Source organism: Neobacillus sp. OS1-32, from assembly GCF_030915425.1.
Classification (GTDB): domain Bacteria; phylum Bacillota; class Bacilli; order Bacillales; family Cytobacillaceae; genus Neobacillus; species Neobacillus paridis.
Map to the genome: position 1 here is coordinate 1,714,441 of NZ_CP133263.1, position 22,742 is coordinate 1,737,182.

Below are 22,742 nucleotides of genomic sequence, written 5' to 3' on the forward strand. Positions count from 1 at the left end.
GATCTCCTTTCAGTCGAACAACAATAGCTTTTAATTAAATGATAAGTTCATAAGTATATCTTATAAAATTATTCGTCACAACTGAATGATTCCCTTTAAAAATTTTCAACTTTTTTCTAACTTTTCTTTGGTCGTTGACCATTTTGTCAATAATATTCGCCTAATTACGGCAATATTTTGAAACAGTCTGACACCAAATGCAAATACTGCCGCTAAATACAAGTCTACACCAAGATGAACACCGAGAAAAGCTAAACTTGCAGCTAGTATTATATTAAAAAAGAAACCCGAGACAAATACTTTTTCATCATAAATATTTTGTAAATAGGCTCTGATTCCGCCAAATAATGTGTCAAATGCCGCTAAGACAGCTATCGACAAATAATTGGAATATTCTACAGGAATGCGTATTTCTGTTAGCAAACCTAGAATTATGCCGACAATTAATCCAACAAATGGAAGCCACATTAGGAAACGCCCCCTTCTTTCACCGGTTCCAAATAGTGGACCCGAATCGGCTGTTCAAAAGCCGGAACGATAATATTGGAAGTGGGTTTACTGATCAAAAGCCGTAAGTTTTCGATAAAAAATTCATCCCCGGCTTTTGAAACTTTCATCCGATTGTAAAGCGTCTCAGCTTTATTCTGATCATCAACAACTGCCTTAACTTCAAGCGGCAGCTTTTTAATTGCGTGTCCATCGATTTTCGTTTCTCCATTAATGTCTCTTATCACTGTCGTATTAACAACTCTTTGCCCATCAATGGAGATATACTTGGCCTCATACATATTTAATTCATTTAATAATCTCTGTAATAGTTCAGGGGAAACAACATTTGAAATCGGTTCCCCCACCTTAATACCTTCCAATACGGGCTCAATAGTGATGATAATTCCCGGTCCGGTCATCTCTTTTAAGCCTGCTTCACTTTTTAATTCTTCCAATGTATCCCGTAAAGCCTGTTCTTTGCTTTGCTTTCGTTTGGATTCATAAGCTGCCAGTTTTTCTTCGTTTAAACGCATTTCCGTCAACAAATTACTTTGGAGTTCTTTTTCTGTTAATAACGCTTCTCGAAGCTGCCAAATATCTCGTGTATCACGTTCAACCGGTTTTTTTACAGTTTGGAATTGGACGGCAATCATAAAACCAATAACAGTGGCAATGAATGTAAAACTAATCTTCCCCTTTTTCTTGTCCACATTTGTCACCTAACCTTCATTGAATAAGAAACAGAGCGCACTAACAGATACCCGTTTGATCGTCTAATATGTGGACAAAGGATTAACTGCCAATGATCGGTCCAAATGTAATGTTATTAGCCTTTTCCAGTTTAAAAACAATATTATCATTTACCAGTTGGTCCTTCACGCCGCCCGTTAAGTTTAAGGAAGAGGACAAAATATCCGGATCGCCGATAGCCGTAATCACAAATGGAGCAGGATGCGGAACACCATCAACTGTAATAACCGGCCCATTACAGACGATATAAGAATGACTTGTCAGCCTCTGTCCATTAATTCCCACCGCCGCTGCTCCCGATATGTATAGTTCATTGATCACTTTAAATACATGATGTTCATGCACCAAATAGTTGTTAACATTCCCTTCCTTTGGATCATAGGCTCCATCAGCCAGAGTAACTTTTATCCCATTTCCTTTTACCTTTACTTTTCCAATGTATAACCGGTATTTTTCAGCATCCTCAGCCAAGTTTGCAAAAACTTTCGCCTCTTTGGCAAACTCCTTTTCATATTTTTGAACTTTCGCTTGCTTTTGGTTTAACTCTTTTTGCAGCTTGCGATTTGTCTTTTCTTGTTCAATTAATTGATTTCGAAGTGCCAAAGTTTGCTTATATTGCCGGTCAGTCATTTTTGGTTTTGTATTTTGCAATTGGGTCAGATGGTAGGAAAAAGCAATGATAAACCCAAGAACCAGGCTTACAAGGGACAAAATAACATGATTGCCCTTTACCTTTATCCTATTCACCTTTTTTTCCTCCATTTCGGTATCAAACGACTTGAAGTATGAACCTACTTCCAAGTCAATAATTCCTTTTTTATTCATATCCAATTGACTGATAATGGAAGGGTAATGAGCCATTTTTTGTGAAAAGCTTCTTAACGTGGCGCTTACCTCGAAACCATCATTCATGTATAAGGAAATATGGTAAGGGTCTGTTTTTGTAGGAGTATAATGGATTTCGGAAATAGAATTGACAATTTCCTTAGGAAGAGTTTCCAAACTTTTTATCATTTCATTTAGGGCAGCACCTTCATTAAAATCGAAAAGAATCGGAGAATTGGTCGGAATAATTTCCGTTTTTTTGTCTTTAAGGACCTTACCGTTTTCCATGACAGGAAAATAATATTGTTCTTGTTTCAAGTAAGCAGTTCTCTTATATTCCTCTACCGTAATAATAATGGTGTTTGGCCAATGAATCGTAATTTCTGTTTTTTTAATTTCGGACAACTTCGCCAGTTTTTCAGCAATAACCTGCTGTTTAACATTCCAAATATTCGTTCTATTTGATAAGCTGCTGTTTCGAATGATCTCCTTATCGGAATATACTTCATTCCCTTTGACAAGAATTGATTTAACGCGGCTCAAAGGTGATTGTGTGTAGGCGATGATCACAATCATGACAAAAAACAATAGTAATAGGATCACGAGCCGTCTATTCGCCTTACGCCGCCTTTGTTCCTTTAGTTTGGGTATTCGGTCTTCAAGTGCAACGATTTTACCTTTGTCCATTTATATTCCTCCACCCTAAAAGTGGTTGCACATTTTCTTGTAAAAAAGCTTGTCCAAAATGATAAATAAAGCTGTTCTAAAAAGAGAAAACAACGGCACGATAGATCATGCCGCCAGCTATTTTTTCAGAATACGACCATTAATAATATCAGTTATTATAACACAAAATTGGTAATCCGCGGGACTATTTCTTTTACTTTCTCCCTATTATTTCGACCTCAGTTTCCATTTTTATTTGATATCTACTGTATATCGTATCTTTAACATATTGAATCAGCGCTAGAACATCATCCGCGGTAGCATTACCGGCATTAACGATAAAATTACCGTGCATCTCAGAAATTTCTGCTCCGCCGATTCTGTACCCTTTTAACCCAGCCTCCTCAATTAACTTTCCGGCATAATTTGGCAGCGGATTACGAAAAATACTTCCGGCACATGGATAGTTCCATGGCTGGGTAACTTTCCGATAATCTTTATTTTTTTGCATAATGGAAACAATTTCCTTTCGCTCGCCAGCTGAAAGTTGAAACACAGCTTCAACCACAATACCAGGACGTTTCTTCTGCAGGATAGACGTTCTGTAGGAGAACTCCATTTCTTCATTGCTAAGCCATTCCATTGAGCCATCATTGAATAAAATGTGAGCTTTTGTTAGGACTTTACTAATATCCGATCCATGCGCACCTGCATTCATATAAACAGCCCCGCCTACCGATCCAGGAATACCGCTGGCAAATTCTAATCCCGACAGTCCCTTCCGACTAATTAACGTGGATAAACTGACAAGCGAGTGACCCCCGCCAACCGTAATTTCAGTGTCGTTTATCTCTAAATGGTCCAAACCGTGACCAAGTTTAATGACCACCCCTTCTATCCCTTTATCGGAAACTAAAAGATTAGAGCCCCGGCCAATGGCGCGCCATTTTAGATGATATTTTTTAATAACATTCATTACTTTTTTTAGTTCATCAATCGAAGCTGGTTCAATAAACAAGTCTGCCGGACCACCAATTTTTATCGTGGTATGGCTGGCTAGTAGTTCATTTTCTTTTACTTTTCCAATATTTAAAGCCTGTAACTCAGCGATAATTTCGTTCATATATATCACCCTAACTTTCCATCCATTCGTATAATTTAATTTATGCAAGAAATGAAATTGGGCTACTTTTTATTTTCTTTTATCAGTTGTTCCATCACTTTATATAACCTTGAGGCAGCATCAGGAACACCCATTTTTTTAGACTTTTGCTTCATTTCCTCAATTGTTTGTTGATTTAGTAATATCTTCTCAATATGTCCAACCAGTGTATTACTGGTTAACTCTTTTTCCAGCAATAATTGCGCTGCTCCATGATCACTGAGGGAGCGGGCATTTTTCTCCTGATGGTTATTCGTTACATATGGACTGGGAATTAAGATGCTGGGAATTCCAAGTGAAGTTATTTCGGCAAGTGTTGTGGCCCCGGCCCGGGAGACAACTAAATCCATGCCCACGAGCACCTCAGGCATATTATGAATAAATGGCTTAATTACGACATTATTCGGATTGCCCACAAGCTCAGCTTCCTTTTTAACATCCTCATAGTGGACGTCACCGGTTACATAAAGTACCTGGTACGCTTTATTCGCAAATTCTGGCAGCGCCTTGACAACTGCCTCATTAATCGGCCTGGCACCGCGGCTGCCGCCAAAAATTAACACTGCTGGTTTTGTTATACTTAATCCGGCAGATAACCGTCCTTTCATTCCATCTTTTCCTGTAACTTCAGAAGCACGGGGATTTCCGGTGAAAACCGTTTTTTCGCTTGGAAAAAACTCCTTTGCCTCCTCAAAGCAAATCGCAATCTTATTTACATAACGGCTTAAGAACTTATTTGTAAGACCGGGAACACTGTTTTGCTCATGGATAACCGTCGGAATTCGCCGCTTGGCTGCAGCATATACTACAGGTCCGCAAACATAACCGCCGGTTCCGATCACAATGTCCGGATTAAAATCCTTCAGCATTTTTTTACTGTCTTGAACTCCTTTTAAGAATCGAAAGACTGTCTTAACATTCTCAAAGGAGAGCTTTCGTTTGAAACCGGTAATATGAATTGACTTAAACGGAATATTCTCACGTGGTACAAGCTTACTTTCCAGTCCATTCTGCGTACCTATATATAGAAACTCTACATTTTTATTTACCTTTTGAATTTCCCTGATTAATGCGAGTGCAGGATAAATATGTCCACCAGTTCCCCCACCGCTGACAACGATCTTCATTTCCTCACCTCAAAAACTATATGGCGCATTACACCACTATTCTAAACACATTCTACTATAAAAAGGATTGAAAAAAAGCCTATGAAAAAATAATGTTACTCATTTTTAATGAAAAACATCTAAATGTCCCTTTTTTCATAAAGAAAACTCGCCGATTGGCGAGCCTTAAAGGGCGAAGACAGAGGCGTAGTTGCACTTATGCCTAATAGGAAAGTTTTTATACTTTCCTATCGGCTAAAAAGAACCCTGCCAATAACAGGGTATTCTTCAATATCTGGAATAACGGCTAATATTCAAGAGAACGCCGATGGCCATTAACATTAATGTCAACGATGACCCTCCATAGCTTAAAAATGGCAGGGTAATCCCGGTAACCGGCATCAGGCCGGTAACAACACCAATGTTTATCATCACTTGAATGGCAACCATGGCAATAATCCCCACCGCAAGAAAGCTGCCATATAAATCAGGAGCACCTAAGGCGATGCGAATCCCCCGCCATAAAAGCAGGGCAAATAACAGGATGATAAACGATCCCCCGATGAAGCCTAATTCTTCAGAAAGAATCGCAAAGATAAAATCCGTTTGCGGTTCCGGCAAATAAAAAAACTTTTGCCTGCTCTCGCCGAGACCTAGACCAAACAAACCACCCGGACCAATCGCATAAAGTGATTGAATAATTTGAAAGCCGCTGTCCTGCGGGTCTGACCACGGATCGAGAAACGAGGTAATTCGTTTGATCCGATAAGGAGCCGACACAATGAGAGCAACAAAACCGGCCACTCCCAATAATCCCAAAAATGCGAAGTGGCTAATCCTGGCACCAGCAATAAAAATCATCACTACACATGTTCCGATCATGACCGTGCCGGTACCCAAATCCGGTTGCAGCATAATCATGGCGAATGCAAGAAAAGCAATTCCCAGAGAAGGTACGAGGCCGTTCTTAAACGAGGTAATCTGCTTTTGCCGTTCAGACAGAAATTTGGCAAGAAAAGCAATCATCGCCAGCTTCATGAATTCTGAAGGCTGAATCGAAAAAGCACCGACCCCAATCCAACTTCGCGAGCCATTTCGCACATTGCCAATTCCGGGAATAAGCACCAAAATCAACAACACGAAACAAACAATTAAAATCGCCTTTGCCCATGTTCGCCATGTCCAGTAGTTAATATTCATGATAAAAAACATCGCCAGTACACCAATAACAGCAAAAAGGGTCTGCCTTTTGGCAAAGAAAAAGGAGTCATGAAACTTATATTCGGCCCAAATTGCGCTTGCGCTGTACACCATAATAAGACCTATGGCCAGCAGTGTAAAGGTTACAAGTATTAAAATAAAGTCGGGAGCTGTTCTCTTTGTCGGCACACTATACACCTCTACTAACAAGTTTATCAGGCTAGCGCACCACCATTGTGAACAGAAAGTGGGCCAAGCCCTTACTTAAGCTTATGCACCGCTTCAATAAAAATGTCTCCCCGGACTTCAAAAGTTTTATATTGATCCCAGCTGGCGCAGGCAGGAGATAACAAAATGACATCACCTGGCTCCGAGTAGGCGAACGCCACAGGTACTGCCTTATCAACATTATCGACACGCTCTATTTTTTTTATTCCGGCCAATTTCCCAACCCGTTCCAGCTTAGGGGCAGTCTGCCCAAAGGTTATCAGTACTTTAACATTTTGCAAATAAGGGATCAGGTCATCAAATTCATTACCGCGGTCAAGACCCCCTGCAAGCAGGATCACCGGAGTGTCAAAAGCGGTAAGAGCATTGATGGTAGCAATCATATTCGTTGCCTTTGAGTCATTATAAAATTTTCTACCTGCTCGTTCGGCGACAAATTGCAGGCGGTGTTTCACCCCTGTAAATGACTTAAGCACTTGTGAAATGGCACTATTCTCTACACCTGAAAGTTTTGCAGCAGCGACAGCACATAAAATATTTTCAATATTTGTTGCTACCTTTTCAACCGCGACCACTTTTTCTCCGCGAAACCAGACCCATCCTTCACGTATATAGGCACCATTGTCGACAATCTTCTTCGTCGAAAAAGGAATAATTTGTGCTTTTGATTGACGGGCAATTTCGATCGTTTCATTTTGGTCCGCATTGACAATTAAATATTCATCTTCTGTCTGATTTTTAGTAATATTTGCTTTTGCCTTTATATAAGCTTCTTTGCTTCCGTGATAATCAAGGTGGGCATCATAAATATTTGTGATCACGGCGATTTTCGGATTAAAGGCAGCAACCCCCATCAATTGGAAGGATGATAATTCAATGACAATGGTATTTTCCCTTGTTGCTTCTTCGGCAACACCAGAAGCAACTGTGCCGATATTACCGGCAATTAATGGCTTTTTATTTCCGGCTTTCAACATCTCAAAAATTAACGTTGTCGTTGTTGTTTTTCCATTTGTGCCGGTTATTCCGATAAACGGCGCTTCGGATATTTGAAAGCTGAGCTCCACTTCCGTAATCACCGGAATCCCCTTATCCAAAGCGGTTTGGATCATTGGGTTTTCATAGGGAATTCCAGGATTTTTAACAATCAGCTCAAACCCTTCGTCGAGCAGCTCGACTGGGTGTTCTCCGCAAATCACCTTAATGCCTTGCTCCAGCAGCCCTTGAGCCTCGGGATTTTCCGAAAAAGGCTTTTTATCATTTACCGTAACAAAAGCGCCAAGCCTATGTAATAAAGCGGCAGCTGTTACGCCGCTTTTTGCTAAACCTAATACGAGAATTTTTTTATGATGATACGTCTTAATCTGCTTCAATTACAACCACACCTCGATATAGATTCCTAAAATAGCAAGGATTAATCCAACTGACCAAAAAGTAACCACAACTCTCCATTCCGACCAGCCGACAAGTTCATAATGATGATGCAACGGGCTCATTCGGAAAATACGCTTGCCAGTCATTTTAAACGAGGCAACTTGGAGAATAACGGACAGTGTTTCAATGACAAACACACCGCCAATAATAATGAGTAACAGTTCGAGCTTCGTTAAAATGGCAATCCCTGCAATTGCCCCTCCGAGCGCAAGCGATCCGGTATCGCCCATAAACACCTTTGCCGGATGTGCATTGAAAACCAAAAAACCAAGGACAGCACCAACAACAGCAACAGAAAAAATCGCAATATCCATTTGGAGCTGACTCCAGGCGAGGACGGCAAATGCCCCAAAAGCAATCGCCGCGGTGCCTGACACCAAACCATCAAGTCCATCGGTTAAATTAACAGCGTTGGAAAAGCCAACTAACCAAAAAACGATGAAAAAGACGAAAAACCAGCCTAAATCAATACTTGAATCAGTAAAAGGAATGCTGATTTCCGTTGAAAACCCTTTTTGGATATAAACTAGATAAAAGATGACCGAAATAATAATTTGTCCTAAAAGTTTTTGCTTTGAGGTCAACCCTAAGTTACGCTTCATCACGACCTTGATAAAATCATCCAAAAATCCTAATAATCCAAATCCGAGCGTTACGAATAGCAGCAAATATGTTTTTACGGTTGGTTCCGAAAACTTTCCAGTCATCACAATCGTTGTGATCACAATCGAAAATAAGATCATGATTCCACCCATTGTAGGCGTACCTGATTTTTTTTGATGCGATTTTGGTCCTTCTTCACGAATGCTTTGTCCAAATTTTAATCTTCGAAGGAAGGGAATAAAAATCGGAGAAAGCAATACCGTAATGAGAAAAGCCATGATGATCGTGAAAATAATAACTTGCTCCAGCATTTTATCCCCTCCTTTCCGAATTTTGGGCTTGAACTTTGGCAATTTTATTTAACATTACAGCAATATCATATGTCTTATTATTTTTATTAAGAAGTTTTTTGTTGATAAATTTAAAGTTTGTTCGTTCCATTTTATTATCTATTTCCCCGTTTAAATTCTCTATATAGCGTAAAAGTATTTTTCTGGTTGCTTCAGCCAAATCCGTGGTAAAAAATACTGGGAATTGATTTGGCGTATAGCGGGGCAAGCTCTTCCCCTGCTCCCAGAGGGCGGCAACAGCCCCATTTTCAATTGCCAATGACAATTCATTTGGCTGATTATTAAGCGGTATCGGTATAAATAAACCCTTTGGCTGGAGAATATTTGCCTGATCACTAACCGTCTGAAACAAAATATTCGTTTCAACCCCATGTTTCTCAGGAAATAAATCCATTAAATCGAGAAGTGCCAAATACATTTTCTTATCTCTCCTCTATTGCTCCCCTGGCAACAAGCCGATCATCAAAGTCATGAACCTCATTGCCAATAATCTGATATGTTTCATGTCCTTTCCCGGCTATTAACACGACATCTCCCGTTTCAGCCTGCTTCACTGCATAGTTGATGGCTTCCTTTCGATCAGGGATGACTAAATAATCCTCGCCTTGTACCCCTGCTTCCATTTCCTTTAAAATGGCCATCGGGTCTTCACTTCTGGGATTATCAGAAGTGAAGATTGGATTGGTTGCATACCTGCAAGCTATTTGCGCCATTAATGGACGTTTCGTTCGGTCCCTGTCGCCGCCGCAGCCAACAACAACAAATACTTTTTTCTTGGCAAAATGCTCTATTGTTTTTAACACATTCTCAAGGCTGTCAGGTGTGTGGGCATAATCGACGATCACGGTAAAATCCTGGCCGGCCTTCACAAGTTCGAATCGTCCTGCAACACCATTGACTTTTTCAATCGAAGCAATCGCCTCAAGGACAGGTATTCCGGAAACAAGTGCAGCGGAGATAGCTGCCAAAACATTGTAGACACTAAATTTCCCCAGCAGCTGCAGATGTACAGGGTATTTATCCTTTCCGACGAGTAAATCAAAGCCTGTTCCTGTTGTCGTCATTTCGATATTAACAGCCTGAATATCGGCCGGATGATCAATTCCATATGTATATACATGGGCAGCGGTGGATTTTTTAAACAGCTCTGAAGCCGGGTCATCGGCATTTAAAATGGCAAATTTGGGCTTTTTTAAGTTAAACGAATTTCCTAGCTGGGAAAATAACAAGCTTTTGGCCCGTTTGTATTCTTCCATCGTTTTATGATAATCAAGGTGGTCTTGGGTTAAATTGGTAAAAACAGCAACATCATAATCACAGCGATGTACCCTCCCCAAATCCAAGGCATGGGAAGACACCTCCATAACTGCCATCTCGACACCTTCTTCGACCATTTGCCGGAAGGTTTTTTGCAGCGTCAGACTCTCAGGAGTAGTATTTTTTGTCTCAATTGTTTTATCTGCTATTTTTGTATACATCGTACCAATAAGCCCTGTTTTTTGCCCATGATCGGCAAATATTTTTTCAATTAAATGGCTTGTGGTCGTTTTTCCATTCGTTCCAGTAATTCCGATTAAATGCAGCTGTTGCGTCGGCTGACCGTAAAAGACATCTGCCAGAACCGCGATGGCGCGGAGAGTATCTTTTACAGTAATTACCGGTACAGCAAGCTCAAGCGGCCTTTCCGCAAGTACAGCGACTGCACCGCTTTTTACAGCTGATTCGGCAAAATGATGCCCATCAACGGTATAACCTTTAATACAAACAAATAAGCTTCCCTTTTGTACCTTTCGATGATCGTTTTCAATCGATGTTATTTCCGGATTCTCTTCTGTGAAGGGAACTAAAGGATGTAAATGGGTAAGCAGCTGTTGCAATTTCATTTTTCCTCAAATCCTCTCATGACCTACATTTTGTCAAAAGATTTCAATTTATAACTTCTGACGAAAGTTTCACCTTATTTTACATGAAAAAATCTTTTTTTGCTATTTTGTTTATTGGTGAGTATATAAAAAAAGGAGGGCCTAAATTGTGCCGCCTCCCCCCTTCACCATTTCATTCCTCCGCTTTGCCAAAGTAGAGGCGAATTTTTGCTCCTTGCTTTACTTTTGTCCCCGGCTCTGGAGACTGCCTAACCACAATATCACCCTCGCCACTTGCATCTATTCTTAAATTAACGAGCTGCTGCTGAAGTTCATTCTTCTTTAGTCCAACAAAGTCAGGCAGTTCTATCAAAGGAGTGTTCGGATACTTTATTTCTTTATTAATTTGGCCTTTCCTTGGCTTCACACCCATTGCGTTCAAACTATCCTTCATGATATTACCGACAATTGGTGCACTAATTGTGCCCCCGAACGCTCTTACCCCTTTAGGATTATCAACGGCCACATAGACAACGATTTGTGGATCATCAGCCGGGGCAAAGCCAATAAATGAGACAATAAAGTTATTTTCCAGATATCTTCCGCCTTGTGCCTTTTGCGCTGTACCAGTTTTTCCACCGACCCGATAGGATTCTACAAAGGCGTTACCGCCCGTTCCTTGAGCAACTACACTTTCGAGGGCATGGCGGATTTCCTTGGAAGTTTTTTCAGAGATAACCTTCCTTTTTGCAACCGGAGTATTTCGCATAACGATTTCCCCAGTCACAGGATCAATTAACTCCTTTGCAATAAACGGCTTATATAATGTGCCGCCATTGACGGCTGCGGCAACCGCCGCCACCTGCTGAATCGGCGTTACCGAAACACCCTGTCCAAATGCAGTCGTCGCCAGTTCTACCGGTCCAACCCGATCCATATTAAATAGTATTCCTGTTCCTTCTCCTTGTAAATCAATTCCTGTTTTTTGACCAAAGCCAAAATCTTTAATATATTTAAACAATTTTTCCTTGCCTAATCTTTCTCCTAACTCAACAAACCCCGGGTTACAGGAATTTTCGACAACCTCTAAAAAGCTTTGATCTCCATGGCCGCCTCTTTTCCAGCATTTTAACCTCGCTCCTGCTACTTGAACGGAACCGGAATCATGAAAATGTTCTTTTTCCAGGTTAACTTTGCCCTCCTCCAATGCGGCGGCAAGGGTAATTATTTTAAATGTGGAACCAGGTTCGTAGGTCATCCACACCGGAAGATTGCGGTTATAGACTTCCTGCGGAACACTCTGAAATTTCGCAGGATCAAAAGTTGGCCGGCTTGACATCGCTAATATTTCACCATTATTGGGGTTCATGGCAATGGCAATAATGCCATCTGGATTATAGGTCGCTTCCGCAATATCCAGCTCTCTTTCAATAATTTTTTGAATTTTAGAATCGATGGTCAGCTTTAGATCAAGCCCGTTTGTCGGACGGTCATAATCATCGGCCATATCATTCATTCGTTCCCCTTTTGCATTGGCATAAAATTTAACCGAGCCACGTTTGCCGCTTAACTCTTTATCATAATATTTCTCCAAACCCATTAATCCCTGGTTGTCCACTCCGGCGAACCCAAGAACATGGGAAAGATAGCTGCCATTGGGATAATGGCGCTTTGAGTCTTCGCCGATATAAACACCGTCAAGACTAAGGGCCCTAATCTGTTTAGCCTTTTGATGGGAAATTTTTCTCCCTTCCTTAATCCGAACAATTCTTTCCTGTTGGGTAATCTCTCGGTAAGCCTTCTCTTTGGACATGTTTAGCACCTCGGCTAGCTTTTCAGCTGTGGAAGCCGGATCTTTGATCTGCCTAGGGACAACCCAGACGGTTGGGGCACTAATATTGGTTGCCAATGGGACCCCGTTGCGGTCAATGATTCGTCCACGCTCAGGTTCAAAAGGAATATTTCGGCTCCACGAGTCTTTTGCCCGGTCAGTCAGCATATTGCCAAGATAAAATTGTACATAACCTAAGCGAACATCGATAACTAAAAAAATAAGAACCCCAACAATCAATGCAATTAACAGACGTTTACGGACAGTTACATTGGAAACACGCATATTTTGAACGATCCTCCTTTACAGTATCGTTCATTTATATGCTTGTACTTTTTCCTATAGACCGGAATCAAGAATGACAGCAAAAAAATCCCGCATGTTTCAGCGGGATTTCCATCAATCCTGAATAACTCCATCTTTATTTTCATCTGAGGAATTTGCTTTATTTTTGACAGACTTATTGTCTGCTTGCCACTCTTCTTCAGGAGTCTTTAGGGTAACAATTAAGAAATCCCCTTGATGAACAAGTGCTTTTGGTTTAATATTTTGGGCGGTTACATACCCCTTACCCTTTGTGCTTAGTTTTAAGCCCGTTAATTGGGCTACCTTCATTACATCTCTTAATGACCAATTCGTCATATCCGGGACAGTCAAAGCACCATTTGTTCGAAGGATAACCTTCTCCCCTTCTAAAACAGTGGTTCCCGGCTTTGGAAGCTGACCGGTTACATCCTCACCCTTTCCAAGTACTTCCACTTGATAACCTTCTTCTTTTAAGGTTTTTACCGTTTCTGCTACCGATTTCCCATCAAAATCGGACAGCTTTTTAAAGACTGGCTTTTCAATATTGGATGGCTGAATGTTAAAATATTGCAGGCTATTTTGCATCACCGGATTAAAAATAGCGGAAACCGGAATCGCCCCTTGACCTGCTTCTATGCCCGTTAACCTTGGTTGTTGAACAGCCACATAAACAATTAATTTGGGATCTTCTTTTGGTGCCATTCCTAAAAATGAAAAAATATAATTGTTAGCACCGGATAAATAGCGGCCATTAGGGCCCGGAATATTGGCTGTTCCCGTTTTCCCAGCTACGCTGTAACCGTCGAGTTTATAACGTCCCCCTGTTCCTTTCGGAGAAGTGACAACCGTTTCCAGATAATCCCGAACTGTTTTGGCAGTTTCCGCAGAGATCGGAGTTGAAACAACTTCCGGGGTGGTTTCTTCAACTGTTTTTCGCGTTCTAGGGTCAACAATTTTTTTGACAATATGTGGCTTTACCATTTTTCCATCATTGGCAATCGCGGTTGCTGCCTGTATTTGCTGAATCGCGGTAATCGCCGTCCCTTGCCCATAGGCAGTCGTAATTTTCTCAATTGGATAGGTAAATTGAATTTTCCCAGATGTTTCATCAGGAAGTTCAATACCAGTAGGTTTATCAAAACCAAATTTTGATAGATACTCCCGAAGCCGGTCAAAGCCTAGTTTTTCTTTGGCAATTTTGGCAAATGCGACATTGGAAGACCGCTGGACACCTTCCAAAAAGGTAATGGGTCCCCAGCCTATATAGTTGTGATCATGGATAGGTCGATCCTTACTGGTAACCCGATAGGAACCGGACTGATAGGTTTCATTTGGATTAAATACTTTTTCCTGAACAGCTGCAGCAAGCGTAAAAATTTTCATCGTTGAGCCTGGTTCATAAGATGTTTCAATCGCCTCATTATGCCAGCTTTGATTAATGCCATCCTTTGTTTTTGGATCGAATGTTGGCCGCTGTCCCATCGCTAATATGTCTCCGGTTTTCGGATCGGCCACAATCGCGATAATTTTTTGCGGTTGATATTTGTTAACAACCTTATCCATAGCATCTTCTAAAAATGTCTGTATTTTTTTATCAATCGTTAGATAAATATCTTTTCCGTTTTGTGGCGGAGTTATGGTTTCTTTTTTATCCGGCAGCAGGTACCCCCAGACGTCGCTTTCATAATTCATTTTGCCGTTCTTCCCGGCCAATACCTTATCATATGATTTCTCAATTCCCATTTGGCCAATGGTTTTATAAGTTTTATCTTTTTGTTGAACCTGATCAACATAACCAACCACATGGGAAGCAAACACCCCATTGGGATAGTAGCGTTGCGAATCGCGTTGAAAAATGATTCCTGGCAAATGCAGTTTCTCAATCTTTGTCTTTGTTTCAAAGCTGATATCTTTTCCCGCTTTACCAAATTCAACCTGGAATTGGTTTCTCTTAATCCCATTTGTTAAGATGCGATAAATCTTTGTTTCATTCATTCTTGATAACCTTCGCCAATTCTTTGGCTGTTTTTTCCGGATCTTTGACATGTCTTGGCTTTTTCGAATCTGTCGTCATCTTTTTACTTAAGATCGCTACTAATTTATAGGATGAGGTATCTTCAGCCACAATTTCTCCATTGCGGTCAAGGATTTCTCCTCTTGACGCCTGCAAGATTTCACTGTGGCTGTATTTTTGTTGTGCTTTTGCCGCAAGAGGCTGTCCTGCTGCTTCCCCGGTGATTTGAATAGAAAAATATCTGCAAAGTACTACAAAAAAGAGCAGACCGAATATTACAAACAATATCGCTGCTCCAACATTAATATATGGTTGCTTTTTGTTCATTTTTCCGGCACTACCTTGACGTTGTTATTGTTTATTTCAAGACCCATCTTTTTAGCCTCTTTATAAATTCGTTCATATTTACTTAAATTTTTTACTTGAACCTGCAAATCGCCATTAAGTTTTTCCTGTTCATTAATCTTTGCTTCAACTTTTTGGATATCTTGGTTAATCTGATAAATTTGTGTTTGATTGGAGATAATGTGCACAGCCCCAAAACAAACTAATCCGGCAAAGGCGACACCAATAATTTTTTCCCCTGGTGTCAGCCAAGACTTTCTAATTTTTATTTGTCTTTGTTCTTGAACTGTTTGTTCCACCCGTTGCTGTTGAATTTCCCTGGCAAGATTACTCACATATTTCCCCTCCAGATTATTCTTTATAATTTTTCGGCAATCCGCAGCTTTGCCGATCTCGCTCGATTATTTCGTTCCAGCTCTTCCTCGGACGGGAGGATTGGTTTTCTTGTGATTAATTTCAAAATAGGCTTGTATTCATCAGGAATAACAGGAAGGCCTGGAGGCAAATCCGGAGTAGTGCTTGCATGTTTAAAAGCCGCTTTACAAATTTTATCCTCTAGAGAATGAAAAGTAATCACACAAATTCTTCCATTTGGTTTTAAAAGTTCAATGGCTTGATGAAGAGATTGTTCAAATACGGCCAATTCATCATTCACTGCTATTCTCACCGCTTGAAAAATCCGTTTTGCCGGGTGACCGCCTTTCCTTCTGGCAGGCGCAGGAATGGCTTCTTTAATCAATTCGACCAGTTCTCCGGTCGATTCAATCGGTTTTTTCTCTCTAGCTGCTTCAATCCTTCTGGCAATTTGTTTAGAGAATTTTTCCTCACCATAGCGAAAAAAAATGCGAACCAAGTCTTCATATGCCCAATCATTAATAACATCATAAGCTGAAAAGTGTGCGTCTTTGTCCATCCTCATATCTAAGGGCGCATCATGATGGTAACTAAAGCCTCTTTCCGGTGTATCTAATTGCGGTGACGAAACACCGAGGTCATAAAGAATACCATCTACTTTTAAAACTCCTCGGCTTTCGAGTTCTTCCTGCAAATGAATAAAATTGCTCTTAATAATTTCAAATGGATTCCCAACATTCATCAGTTTTTTTCTGGCATGTTCAATTGCGGTTTCATTCTTGATCAAAAGCATACAGCTTTCCACCCGCCGTAAGCTTTGAAAGAATCGAGGAGCTATGTCCGGCTCCACCTAATGTACAGTCGACATAAATCCCGTCTGCTTTAATATTAAGTCCATTTACAGCTTCTTCAAGTAACACAGTTGTATGATCGAACATCTTTTGTACCACCTTTTCCAATCAAATCTGTCAGAAAATATATTTCCATAACCTACCCATTAAATATCAAAGCCAATCATATTTTCTGCAATTTCCGCAAAAGACTCTTCAGACTGTGAAAAATAGTCTTCCCAAATCTGTTTGCTCCAAATTTCGATTCGATTGGAAACACCTAAAATCACACATTCCTTGTCCAATTTCGCATATTGCAAAAGTGGTGCAGGGATATTAATTCTTCCCTGTTTATCAAGTTCGCTCTCAGTTGCCCCTGAGAAGAAAAAACGAGTAAAGGCGCGGGCATCTTTTTTCGTAAGAGGTAAAGCTTTTAGCTTTTCTTCAATCAGCTTCCACTCTGATATCGGGTAACCAAACAAACATTGGTCCAAACCTCTCGTGATAATAAACATTTCACCAAGATCATCACGGAATTTGGAGGGCACTATCAGTCTGCCTTTATTATCAATGTTATGATGGTATTCACCCATAAACATACCCACTACCCCCACTTTCTAATAAAAATGTACCACATTCCCCCACTTTCCACCACCCATTTTTTTAACTATTCGCCTTGTATATAAAAAAATCCTCTTTAAAATAATATTTTTTTGAATCTTTGACGGGGACGAGTGTCTTTAAAAAAATAAAAAACCCCACATCAATTGTGGAGTTTTGGCTATAATTTAATGACCTTGTGACTGCCGTCAAAGGTATAGGTTAAGTTCATTAAATCTCTAATAAAAGTTAATCCATATTGATTTAAGTAGGCAAAGATATTCCATACTCTTTCCTGCGGATGTCCGTTCGGTCGCAAGGCTAAGTCAACACGGGAGAATTTTTTCAATATGACATCATGTTTTAATTTAACCGCTTCCTCAAGTTTTGTTTGCATGAAGGTCATTTCCTTAAGTAAAAAAGCTTCATTCTTCTTTAATAGCGGCAGCAGTCCCCGGTTTACTTCAACTGTTTTCGCCTCAATTTCCTTGTACTGCTTTACTAATTGATCCCTTGCAGCCGAAAATAACCCATCAATCTCTTTATCAACAATGGATTCGAGAAATTTGTTTCTGGCATCATTTGTGCCCGACTGAAGCACTGCAGATAGGCTTAAATTTAATTCCGCTAAATCTGTTTCCACCGATCGATCCAAGAAAGTGATATTTAATCTAGGTACAATGGGCGGCATCTTGATTTGAAAATGTTCAAAAACCTGTTTTAATTCTGCCCAATATGATATTTCTCCAGGTCCCCCAATGAAGGCAATGGTTGGAAATAACCACTCCTGCATTAACGGTCTCGTTACCACATTATTACTTAAAACGGAAGGATTACTGCTTGCCAGTTCCACTAAATCCTGTTTTGAAAAAGAAATCGCACCATTTTTCCCCACGAAACGATCGTTATCATGATTATATTCGAGCAATATCCGTTCCTGATGTTTAGTGTCATAATAAAATAGGTTTGCGGCGTGTTCACTGGAATCGATCGTAATCGGAAACCCTTGTTTTTCAATTTCCTGTTGCTGTTTTAATAATGAAGAGGTAATCGCTTCACGATGTTCAATTTGCCTGACGAGAAATTCTTTTTGCAGTTGACGAAAATCCGGATTTCCGGAATCAACGATTAAGAGTCCATCATCCTTAAACAATTCCATGATAATATTGGCAAAGAAGTCAACAAACGTAGTCGATCTATTAAGCTGCTCGATGGCAAATTCTAATAACATATTGGTATAATCTGTTTCCCCGAACATTTCGATCACTTTTTCTACCCAGGAGAGACAAACTTCCTTATCCAACTGAATATCGGACACCATTTTCTTTTGCCAAACTTTTTCCGGATAGGTCCATTTATCGATTTTCTCATTGACCGGTATATAAACGTGATTTACTTCTTGAAAATCATGATCCTCACCAGCAATCCAAAAAACGGGAATAACAGGAACACCCAGTTCTTTTTCCTTTTGTTCTGCCAATTTGATAATGGAAATAATTTTATGTATCGAATAAAGTGGCCCTGTCAAAATTCCCGCCTGTTGTCCGCCTATCACAACGACGCTATTTTGTTGTTTAAGCTTGTCAAGAGAGTTGGTAACAGCCTTTGAAGATGGGTAAGGCTTCATAAACTGTTCAATATGTTGAGCCACCTCGTTCCGCGGAAACGGGCGGTCACTTAATTCAGATAATCTGTTTAGACTTTCATTTGCATCATTATACGAATAATGAAAAAACGGCATAACGCTCGTTGATTGTTGCAAATAATTCGAAGCAAACCGGTTGGTTGCAGGTAAAGAGAGATTCAGGATCTCCATTCATGTACTTCCTTTCTGGTCAACAAATTCATTCTCCATAGAAGTATACCATTTAGCCGCGATTTTAAAAAAAACTTTGCTTCGTTTTTTAGGACGAAAAAGTAAAGAAGAGCGCACGTTCCATTAATCCATAAAGTGTTAATCCAACATACAAAATAAAGAAAAAGAGAAAAGTAAACCTCCAGAACCCCTTCATTACCTTGGTGAAATCAATTTCACCTTTCACCTTCCAGTGGACTACCACAAAAGCCATAGCAGTCACAATCATGACCAAGATGATAAGGACAAAAAATGAATGACCCCAAATCGTTTTAAGTAAAAAATGAACCGAGATGATAAAGAATATGGTTGTTAAATCAAGCGCTTTATGTACAGAATGGCGGGTATTCTTAGAGAATAATTTATAAATGATAAAAATGACAATAAACCCTAAAATCGGGATGAAAAATAGTAATGTAAGAATGGTTGAGAGGATACCAGTCAAGCTACTATCCCTCCCTTATTCGTTTCCTTACCTTTAATGAGTAAATATAGGCTTTGGCACAGTGGAGCTTCTTTTTTCTGTTTTTTGGCTTCCGCTAAAATATAACCTAAAATCGCGTTGATTTCCGTCACTCTATTAGCCTCAATATCTTTTAACATGGAGGACCGGTTGTCAGCCGTTTTCCGACAAATATCCAGTACTTGTTGGAAATATTCCGATTCGTTTTTCAGCGCTAAAATCAACGTTATTTCCTTGAATAGTTTTTCTGCCACCTGATAATAATAGAAATTATCAATAAGTGCGCCGTTATTTACCTCCAGAATGGCGGTTAAGGGGTTTATCACGGCATTAACAATTAGTTTCTTTACTAGCATCTGATTATACTGCTCCTGATATACAAAGGGAAAGTCTTTGGGAGCGGCAGCAATAAACTGCCTTAACGGCTGCAAATCACCTCTAAAAACAGCAACATTGGTAACCCCCATTCCATTATGGCTCACCGTATTGAAATTTTCTCTGGTCGCCCCATGTTCAACGGAACCGACAAATAGATTACCGTTCAAGATTGTCTCGATCTGTTGTAAATGGGCCATTCCATTTTGCAAAAATAAAAGATTTTTTGGTAAAGCTGACCATTGATTTATTTTTGCTAAAATCCCGGCAAGCTGATACTGCTTGACAGTGATAATCGATAAATCCTCTCTGGCTTGCCACTCTCCAAAAGGTAATGCGTTAACAAGATATTCCTTCCTGCCAGCCCCTTTTTTCACTAAAATACCATGTGTATTTATTTCTTTCGCCTGCGCTTTTGTTCTCGTATAAACAGTGACATCAAATTTTCTACTTAAATAGGCAGCAAATAATAAACCAATAGATCCTGCTCCAACCACGCCAACCTTCATTTGGATCCCTCTTTTAATAGCTTGTTATAAACGTATTTTACCAAAATATATCAGTATGTTGAATGGTTCAGGAAAAAATCCCTTGCCAAATTCACTTGACAAGGGATTTCTATTTTCTTTTCGTCTACTTGCGATCCTTCAAAGCCAAGCGCTTGCTTAGCTCCTACACCAATACGATTAAAGTATCTCCTTCATTGACAAAATCACCAATATTCACCTTTAACTCTTTCACTACTCCCTCCGTGCTGCTTTCAATTGGAATTTCCATTTTCATTGATTCCAACATTAACACCTCTTGGCCCGGAAGGACATCATCGCCTGTCTTGACAAAAACCTTCAATACTGTGCCAGCCATTGACGCTGTGATTTCTTTCATTATCTTCCACTCCCCTAGTTCACGAATTTTTTCGTTAAATGAAAACTCGCCGACTGACAAGTCCATATGGACGAAGACAGAGGCGGAGTTGAATTTATGCGACATAGGAGTATAAAATTTGGAAAAATTTTATACTCTCCTATTAGCTAAAAAACTTGTAGTATACTGCCCATTAAGAAAGTCATTATTTGAAAGTACCGCTAGGAATAACGGGGCATTTGTTTTAATCCCTTCTATTTTCAACTTGTGAAAAAAGCCTTCCGCTGCTGCTAATGCTTGTTTTCTTGTCTCACCATAAAAAATACATTTTGCAATCATTGGATCATAAAATGGCGTAACCGTTCCACCTTCCTGGTAACCGAAATCAATCCGGATGCCAGGTCCCTCTTCCCACTTAAAAGTAGTCATTTTACCGGGCGAAGGGAAGAAACGAACCGGATCTTCTGCATAGAGTCGAAATTCTATCGCATGGCCCGCTGAAAAAATCTCCGGCTGTAATAATGGTAAACATTCTCCTCTTGCAGCGAGAATTTGCCATTTAACCAAATCCAGCCCAGTAATCATTTCTGTGACAGGATGCTCTACTTGCAATCTCGTATTCATTTCAAGAAAATAGAAGTTTTCTTGTTCATCTACAATAAATTCAATCGTACCAGCATTTGAGTACTTTACAGCTTGTGCTGCTTTTACTGCTGTATCATACATTCTCCGGCGGACAGAGTCAGAAAGAAATGGGGACGGCGACTCCTCAATGACCTTTTGATGTCTTCTTTGAATAGAACAGTCTCTTTCAAACAGGTGAACAATATTTCCCTGCTGATCACCAAATATCTGAACTTCTATGTGTCTGGCATTAGCGATATATTTTTCGATAAATACCTCATCCGAGCCGAAATAAGTCAGGGCTCTAGATTTCGTTGACGCATATGAATTCTTAAGTGCCTGCTCATTTTCACAAAGAACCATACCGATGCCGCCGCCTCCCCCGCTTGCCTTTAGCATAATCGGATAACCAATGGTTTCGGCTAAGTTTATTGCCTCCTCCATTGATTTTAATCCCTCACCGCTGCCAGGCACTACTGGAACTCCGGCCTGTTCCATCGTTTTTCTGGAAATAATTTTATCACCCATTAATTCAATTGTTGCAGGACTTGGGCCAATAAAAATAAGTCCTGCCTCAATCACTTGTCTTGCAAATGCTGCGTTTTCCGATAAAAAGCCGTAACCCGGATGAATGGCGTCCGCTCCTTCAGCGATGGCAGCTTGCAATATTTTATCAGCTTGTAGATAGGATTTGTTAACTGGCGGTTCACCAATACATACTGCCTTAGTGGCTGCCTTTACGAAGGGCATATCTTTATCGGCTTCAGAGTATACAGCAACCGTTTCTATTCCCATCGCTTGACAAGTCTTGATAATTCGAAGGGCAATTTCTCCCCGATTGGCTATTAGAATTTTCTGCATTCTTTTTCCCCTTTCTTTTCCCCGTTGCTCTTCAGATAATAAATTTCTACACACTCACAATAATTTCCTGCATTTTTTTGAAAACGTTTCCGATGTTCCTAGAGGAAATTTCTGTGCTATTGTTATATAATTAAATTACTCCATTTTGAATAATGTGAACATGATTCACTTCATGGTATTCAACAGAAAGTAAAGATATTCAAACAATACGCGAGGTTACAGGAGGGGTAATATGGGGACAAATGTGGAAAAATTAAAAATTAACTTTAAAACACTGGAAGAATTTAAAAAATTTAAAGAATATGGAATTCAGGAACTTTCAATGCTGGAAGATCTTGAAGCAAATATGATTGACAACGATAATGAATCCCCCTTTTACGGAATCTACTTTGGTGACAAGCTTGTCGCCCGCATGAGTTTATATCAAATCGATGCAAAATTTGATCGTTATTTTTATCCACCACAAAATTATCTGGAATTATGGAAACTTGAGGTCTTACCTGATTATCAGGGAAAAGGTTTCGGCAAACAGCTGGTTGAGTTTGCTAAAAGCTTTGGAATGCCAATCAAGACAAATCCACGAATGCAATCACGAGGTTTCTGGGAAAAGATGGGGTTTGCCAGTGTTGATTATGAAATGGAGCGGGACCGTGGGGAAAATCCGCTTGTCTGGTACCCTGAGGGTGTGGAGGCGCAACATCATTAGAAAAGCGCAAGCGTCTTCGGAACAAGCACAGCTTGTTCC

Annotated in this window: 19 protein-coding genes and 3 pseudogenes; 1 reads left to right on the forward strand and 21 read right to left on the reverse strand. The window is 40.1% G+C overall.

Annotated features, from left to right (window positions below; translation table 11 throughout):
• Positions 1–105: 105 nt before the first annotated feature.
• The 21 genes and pseudogenes from RCG24_RS08645 to RCG24_RS08745 form a co-directional block, all read right to left on the reverse strand.
• A complete protein-coding gene (locus RCG24_RS08645; protein ID WP_202653848.1) occupies positions 106–468 on the reverse strand; it encodes a small basic family protein in 363 nt (120 codons plus the stop codon).
• The gene (locus RCG24_RS08650) at positions 468–1,199 is read right to left on the reverse strand and encodes a DUF881 domain-containing protein (RefSeq protein ID WP_202653847.1); all 732 of its coding nucleotides are present in this window, start codon (positions 1,197–1,199) and stop codon (positions 468–470) included. The genes RCG24_RS08645 and RCG24_RS08650 overlap by 1 nt, the downstream gene beginning before the upstream one ends.
• An 82-nt stretch (positions 1,200–1,281) precedes the next feature.
• The gene (locus RCG24_RS08655; protein WP_308079142.1) at positions 1,282–2,001 is read right to left on the reverse strand and encodes a DUF881 domain-containing protein; all 720 of its coding nucleotides are present in this window, start codon (positions 1,999–2,001) and stop codon (positions 1,282–1,284) included.
• Between the two features lie 48 nt (positions 2,002–2,049).
• Positions 2,050–2,751: pseudogene (locus RCG24_RS08660) on the reverse strand (cell division protein FtsQ/DivIB); the annotation flags it as partial.
• A 193-nt stretch (positions 2,752–2,944) separates the two neighbouring features.
• Entirely contained in the window at positions 2,945–3,853 is a 909-nt protein-coding gene (gene murB / locus RCG24_RS08665) for a UDP-N-acetylmuramate dehydrogenase (RefSeq protein WP_202653844.1), read from the reverse strand.
• 62 nt (positions 3,854–3,915) lie between these two features.
• Positions 3,916–5,019 (reverse strand): undecaprenyldiphospho-muramoylpentapeptide beta-N-acetylglucosaminyltransferase, encoded by a 1,104-nt coding sequence (murG, locus tag RCG24_RS08670; RefSeq protein ID WP_308078876.1) that lies wholly within the window; start codon positions 5,017–5,019, stop codon positions 3,916–3,918.
• Between the two features lie 267 nt (positions 5,020–5,286).
• The gene (gene spoVE, locus RCG24_RS08675; RefSeq protein ID WP_202653842.1) at positions 5,287–6,387 is read right to left on the reverse strand and encodes a stage V sporulation protein E; all 1,101 of its coding nucleotides are present in this window, start codon (positions 6,385–6,387) and stop codon (positions 5,287–5,289) included.
• A 71-nt stretch (positions 6,388–6,458) separates the two neighbouring features.
• Positions 6,459–7,799: a UDP-N-acetylmuramoyl-L-alanine--D-glutamate ligase gene (murD, locus tag RCG24_RS08680; protein WP_308078877.1), complete on the reverse strand. Its 1,341-nt coding sequence runs from the start codon at positions 7,797–7,799 to the stop codon at positions 6,459–6,461.
• Positions 7,800–8,774 carry a phospho-N-acetylmuramoyl-pentapeptide-transferase gene (gene mraY, locus RCG24_RS08685; protein ID WP_202653840.1) on the reverse strand — a complete coding sequence of 325 codons (975 nt, stop codon included), beginning with the start codon at positions 8,772–8,774 and terminating at the stop codon, positions 7,800–7,802. It lies immediately after the preceding gene.
• Position 8,775: 1 nt separating this feature from the next.
• A complete protein-coding gene (locus RCG24_RS08690) occupies positions 8,776–9,231 on the reverse strand; it encodes a hypothetical protein (protein WP_202653839.1) in 456 nt (151 codons plus the stop codon).
• 4 nt (positions 9,232–9,235) lie between these two features.
• On the reverse strand, positions 9,236–10,696 hold the full coding sequence (locus RCG24_RS08695) for a UDP-N-acetylmuramoyl-L-alanyl-D-glutamate--2,6-diaminopimelate ligase (protein WP_202653838.1): 1,461 nt from the start codon (positions 10,694–10,696) through the stop codon (positions 9,236–9,238).
• Between the two features lie 172 nt (positions 10,697–10,868).
• On the reverse strand, positions 10,869–12,791 hold the full coding sequence (locus RCG24_RS08700) for a stage V sporulation protein D (RefSeq protein ID WP_202653837.1): 1,923 nt from the start codon (positions 12,789–12,791) through the stop codon (positions 10,869–10,871).
• Between the two features lie 114 nt (positions 12,792–12,905).
• A pseudogene (locus tag RCG24_RS08705) lies at positions 12,906–15,153 on the reverse strand (penicillin-binding protein).
• A complete protein-coding gene (gene ftsL, locus RCG24_RS08710; protein ID WP_202653835.1) occupies positions 15,150–15,506 on the reverse strand; it encodes a cell division protein FtsL in 357 nt (118 codons plus the stop codon). Before ftsL ends, RCG24_RS08705 begins: the two are co-directional and overlap by 4 nt.
• 23 nt (positions 15,507–15,529) lie before the next feature.
• Positions 15,530–16,463: pseudogene (gene rsmH, locus RCG24_RS08715) on the reverse strand (16S rRNA (cytosine(1402)-N(4))-methyltransferase RsmH).
• Positions 16,464–16,522: 59 nt separating this feature from the next.
• Complete coding sequence (gene mraZ, locus RCG24_RS08720) at positions 16,523–16,954, reverse strand: division/cell wall cluster transcriptional repressor MraZ (protein WP_202653833.1); 432 nt, start codon at positions 16,952–16,954, stop codon at positions 16,523–16,525.
• A gap of 182 nt (positions 16,955–17,136) precedes the next feature.
• Entirely contained in the window at positions 17,137–18,771 is a 1,635-nt protein-coding gene (gene bshC, locus RCG24_RS08725) for a bacillithiol biosynthesis cysteine-adding enzyme BshC (RefSeq protein ID WP_308078878.1), read from the reverse strand.
• Positions 18,772–18,859: 88 nt separating this feature from the next.
• Complete coding sequence (locus RCG24_RS08730) at positions 18,860–19,255, reverse strand: DUF3397 domain-containing protein (protein ID WP_202653831.1); 396 nt, start codon at positions 19,253–19,255, stop codon at positions 18,860–18,862.
• Complete coding sequence (locus RCG24_RS08735; protein ID WP_308078879.1) at positions 19,252–20,157, reverse strand: 2-dehydropantoate 2-reductase; 906 nt, start codon at positions 20,155–20,157, stop codon at positions 19,252–19,254. The genes RCG24_RS08730 and RCG24_RS08735 overlap by 4 nt, the downstream gene beginning before the upstream one ends.
• A 163-nt stretch (positions 20,158–20,320) precedes the next feature.
• Positions 20,321–20,533, reverse strand: a complete 213-nt coding sequence (locus tag RCG24_RS08740) for an acetyl-CoA carboxylase biotin carboxyl carrier protein subunit (RefSeq protein WP_202653829.1) — start codon at positions 20,531–20,533, stop codon at positions 20,321–20,323.
• Positions 20,534–20,662: 129 nt separating this feature from the next.
• The gene (locus RCG24_RS08745; RefSeq protein ID WP_202653828.1) at positions 20,663–21,997 is read right to left on the reverse strand and encodes an acetyl-CoA carboxylase biotin carboxylase subunit; all 1,335 of its coding nucleotides are present in this window, start codon (positions 21,995–21,997) and stop codon (positions 20,663–20,665) included.
• A 232-nt stretch (positions 21,998–22,229) separates the two neighbouring features.
• Here RCG24_RS08745 and RCG24_RS08750 point away from each other — a divergent pair, with 232 nt between their 5' ends.
• Positions 22,230–22,703 (forward strand): N-acetyltransferase, encoded by a 474-nt coding sequence (locus RCG24_RS08750; protein WP_202653827.1) that lies wholly within the window; start codon positions 22,230–22,232, stop codon positions 22,701–22,703.
• Positions 22,704–22,742 lie beyond the last annotated feature (39 nt).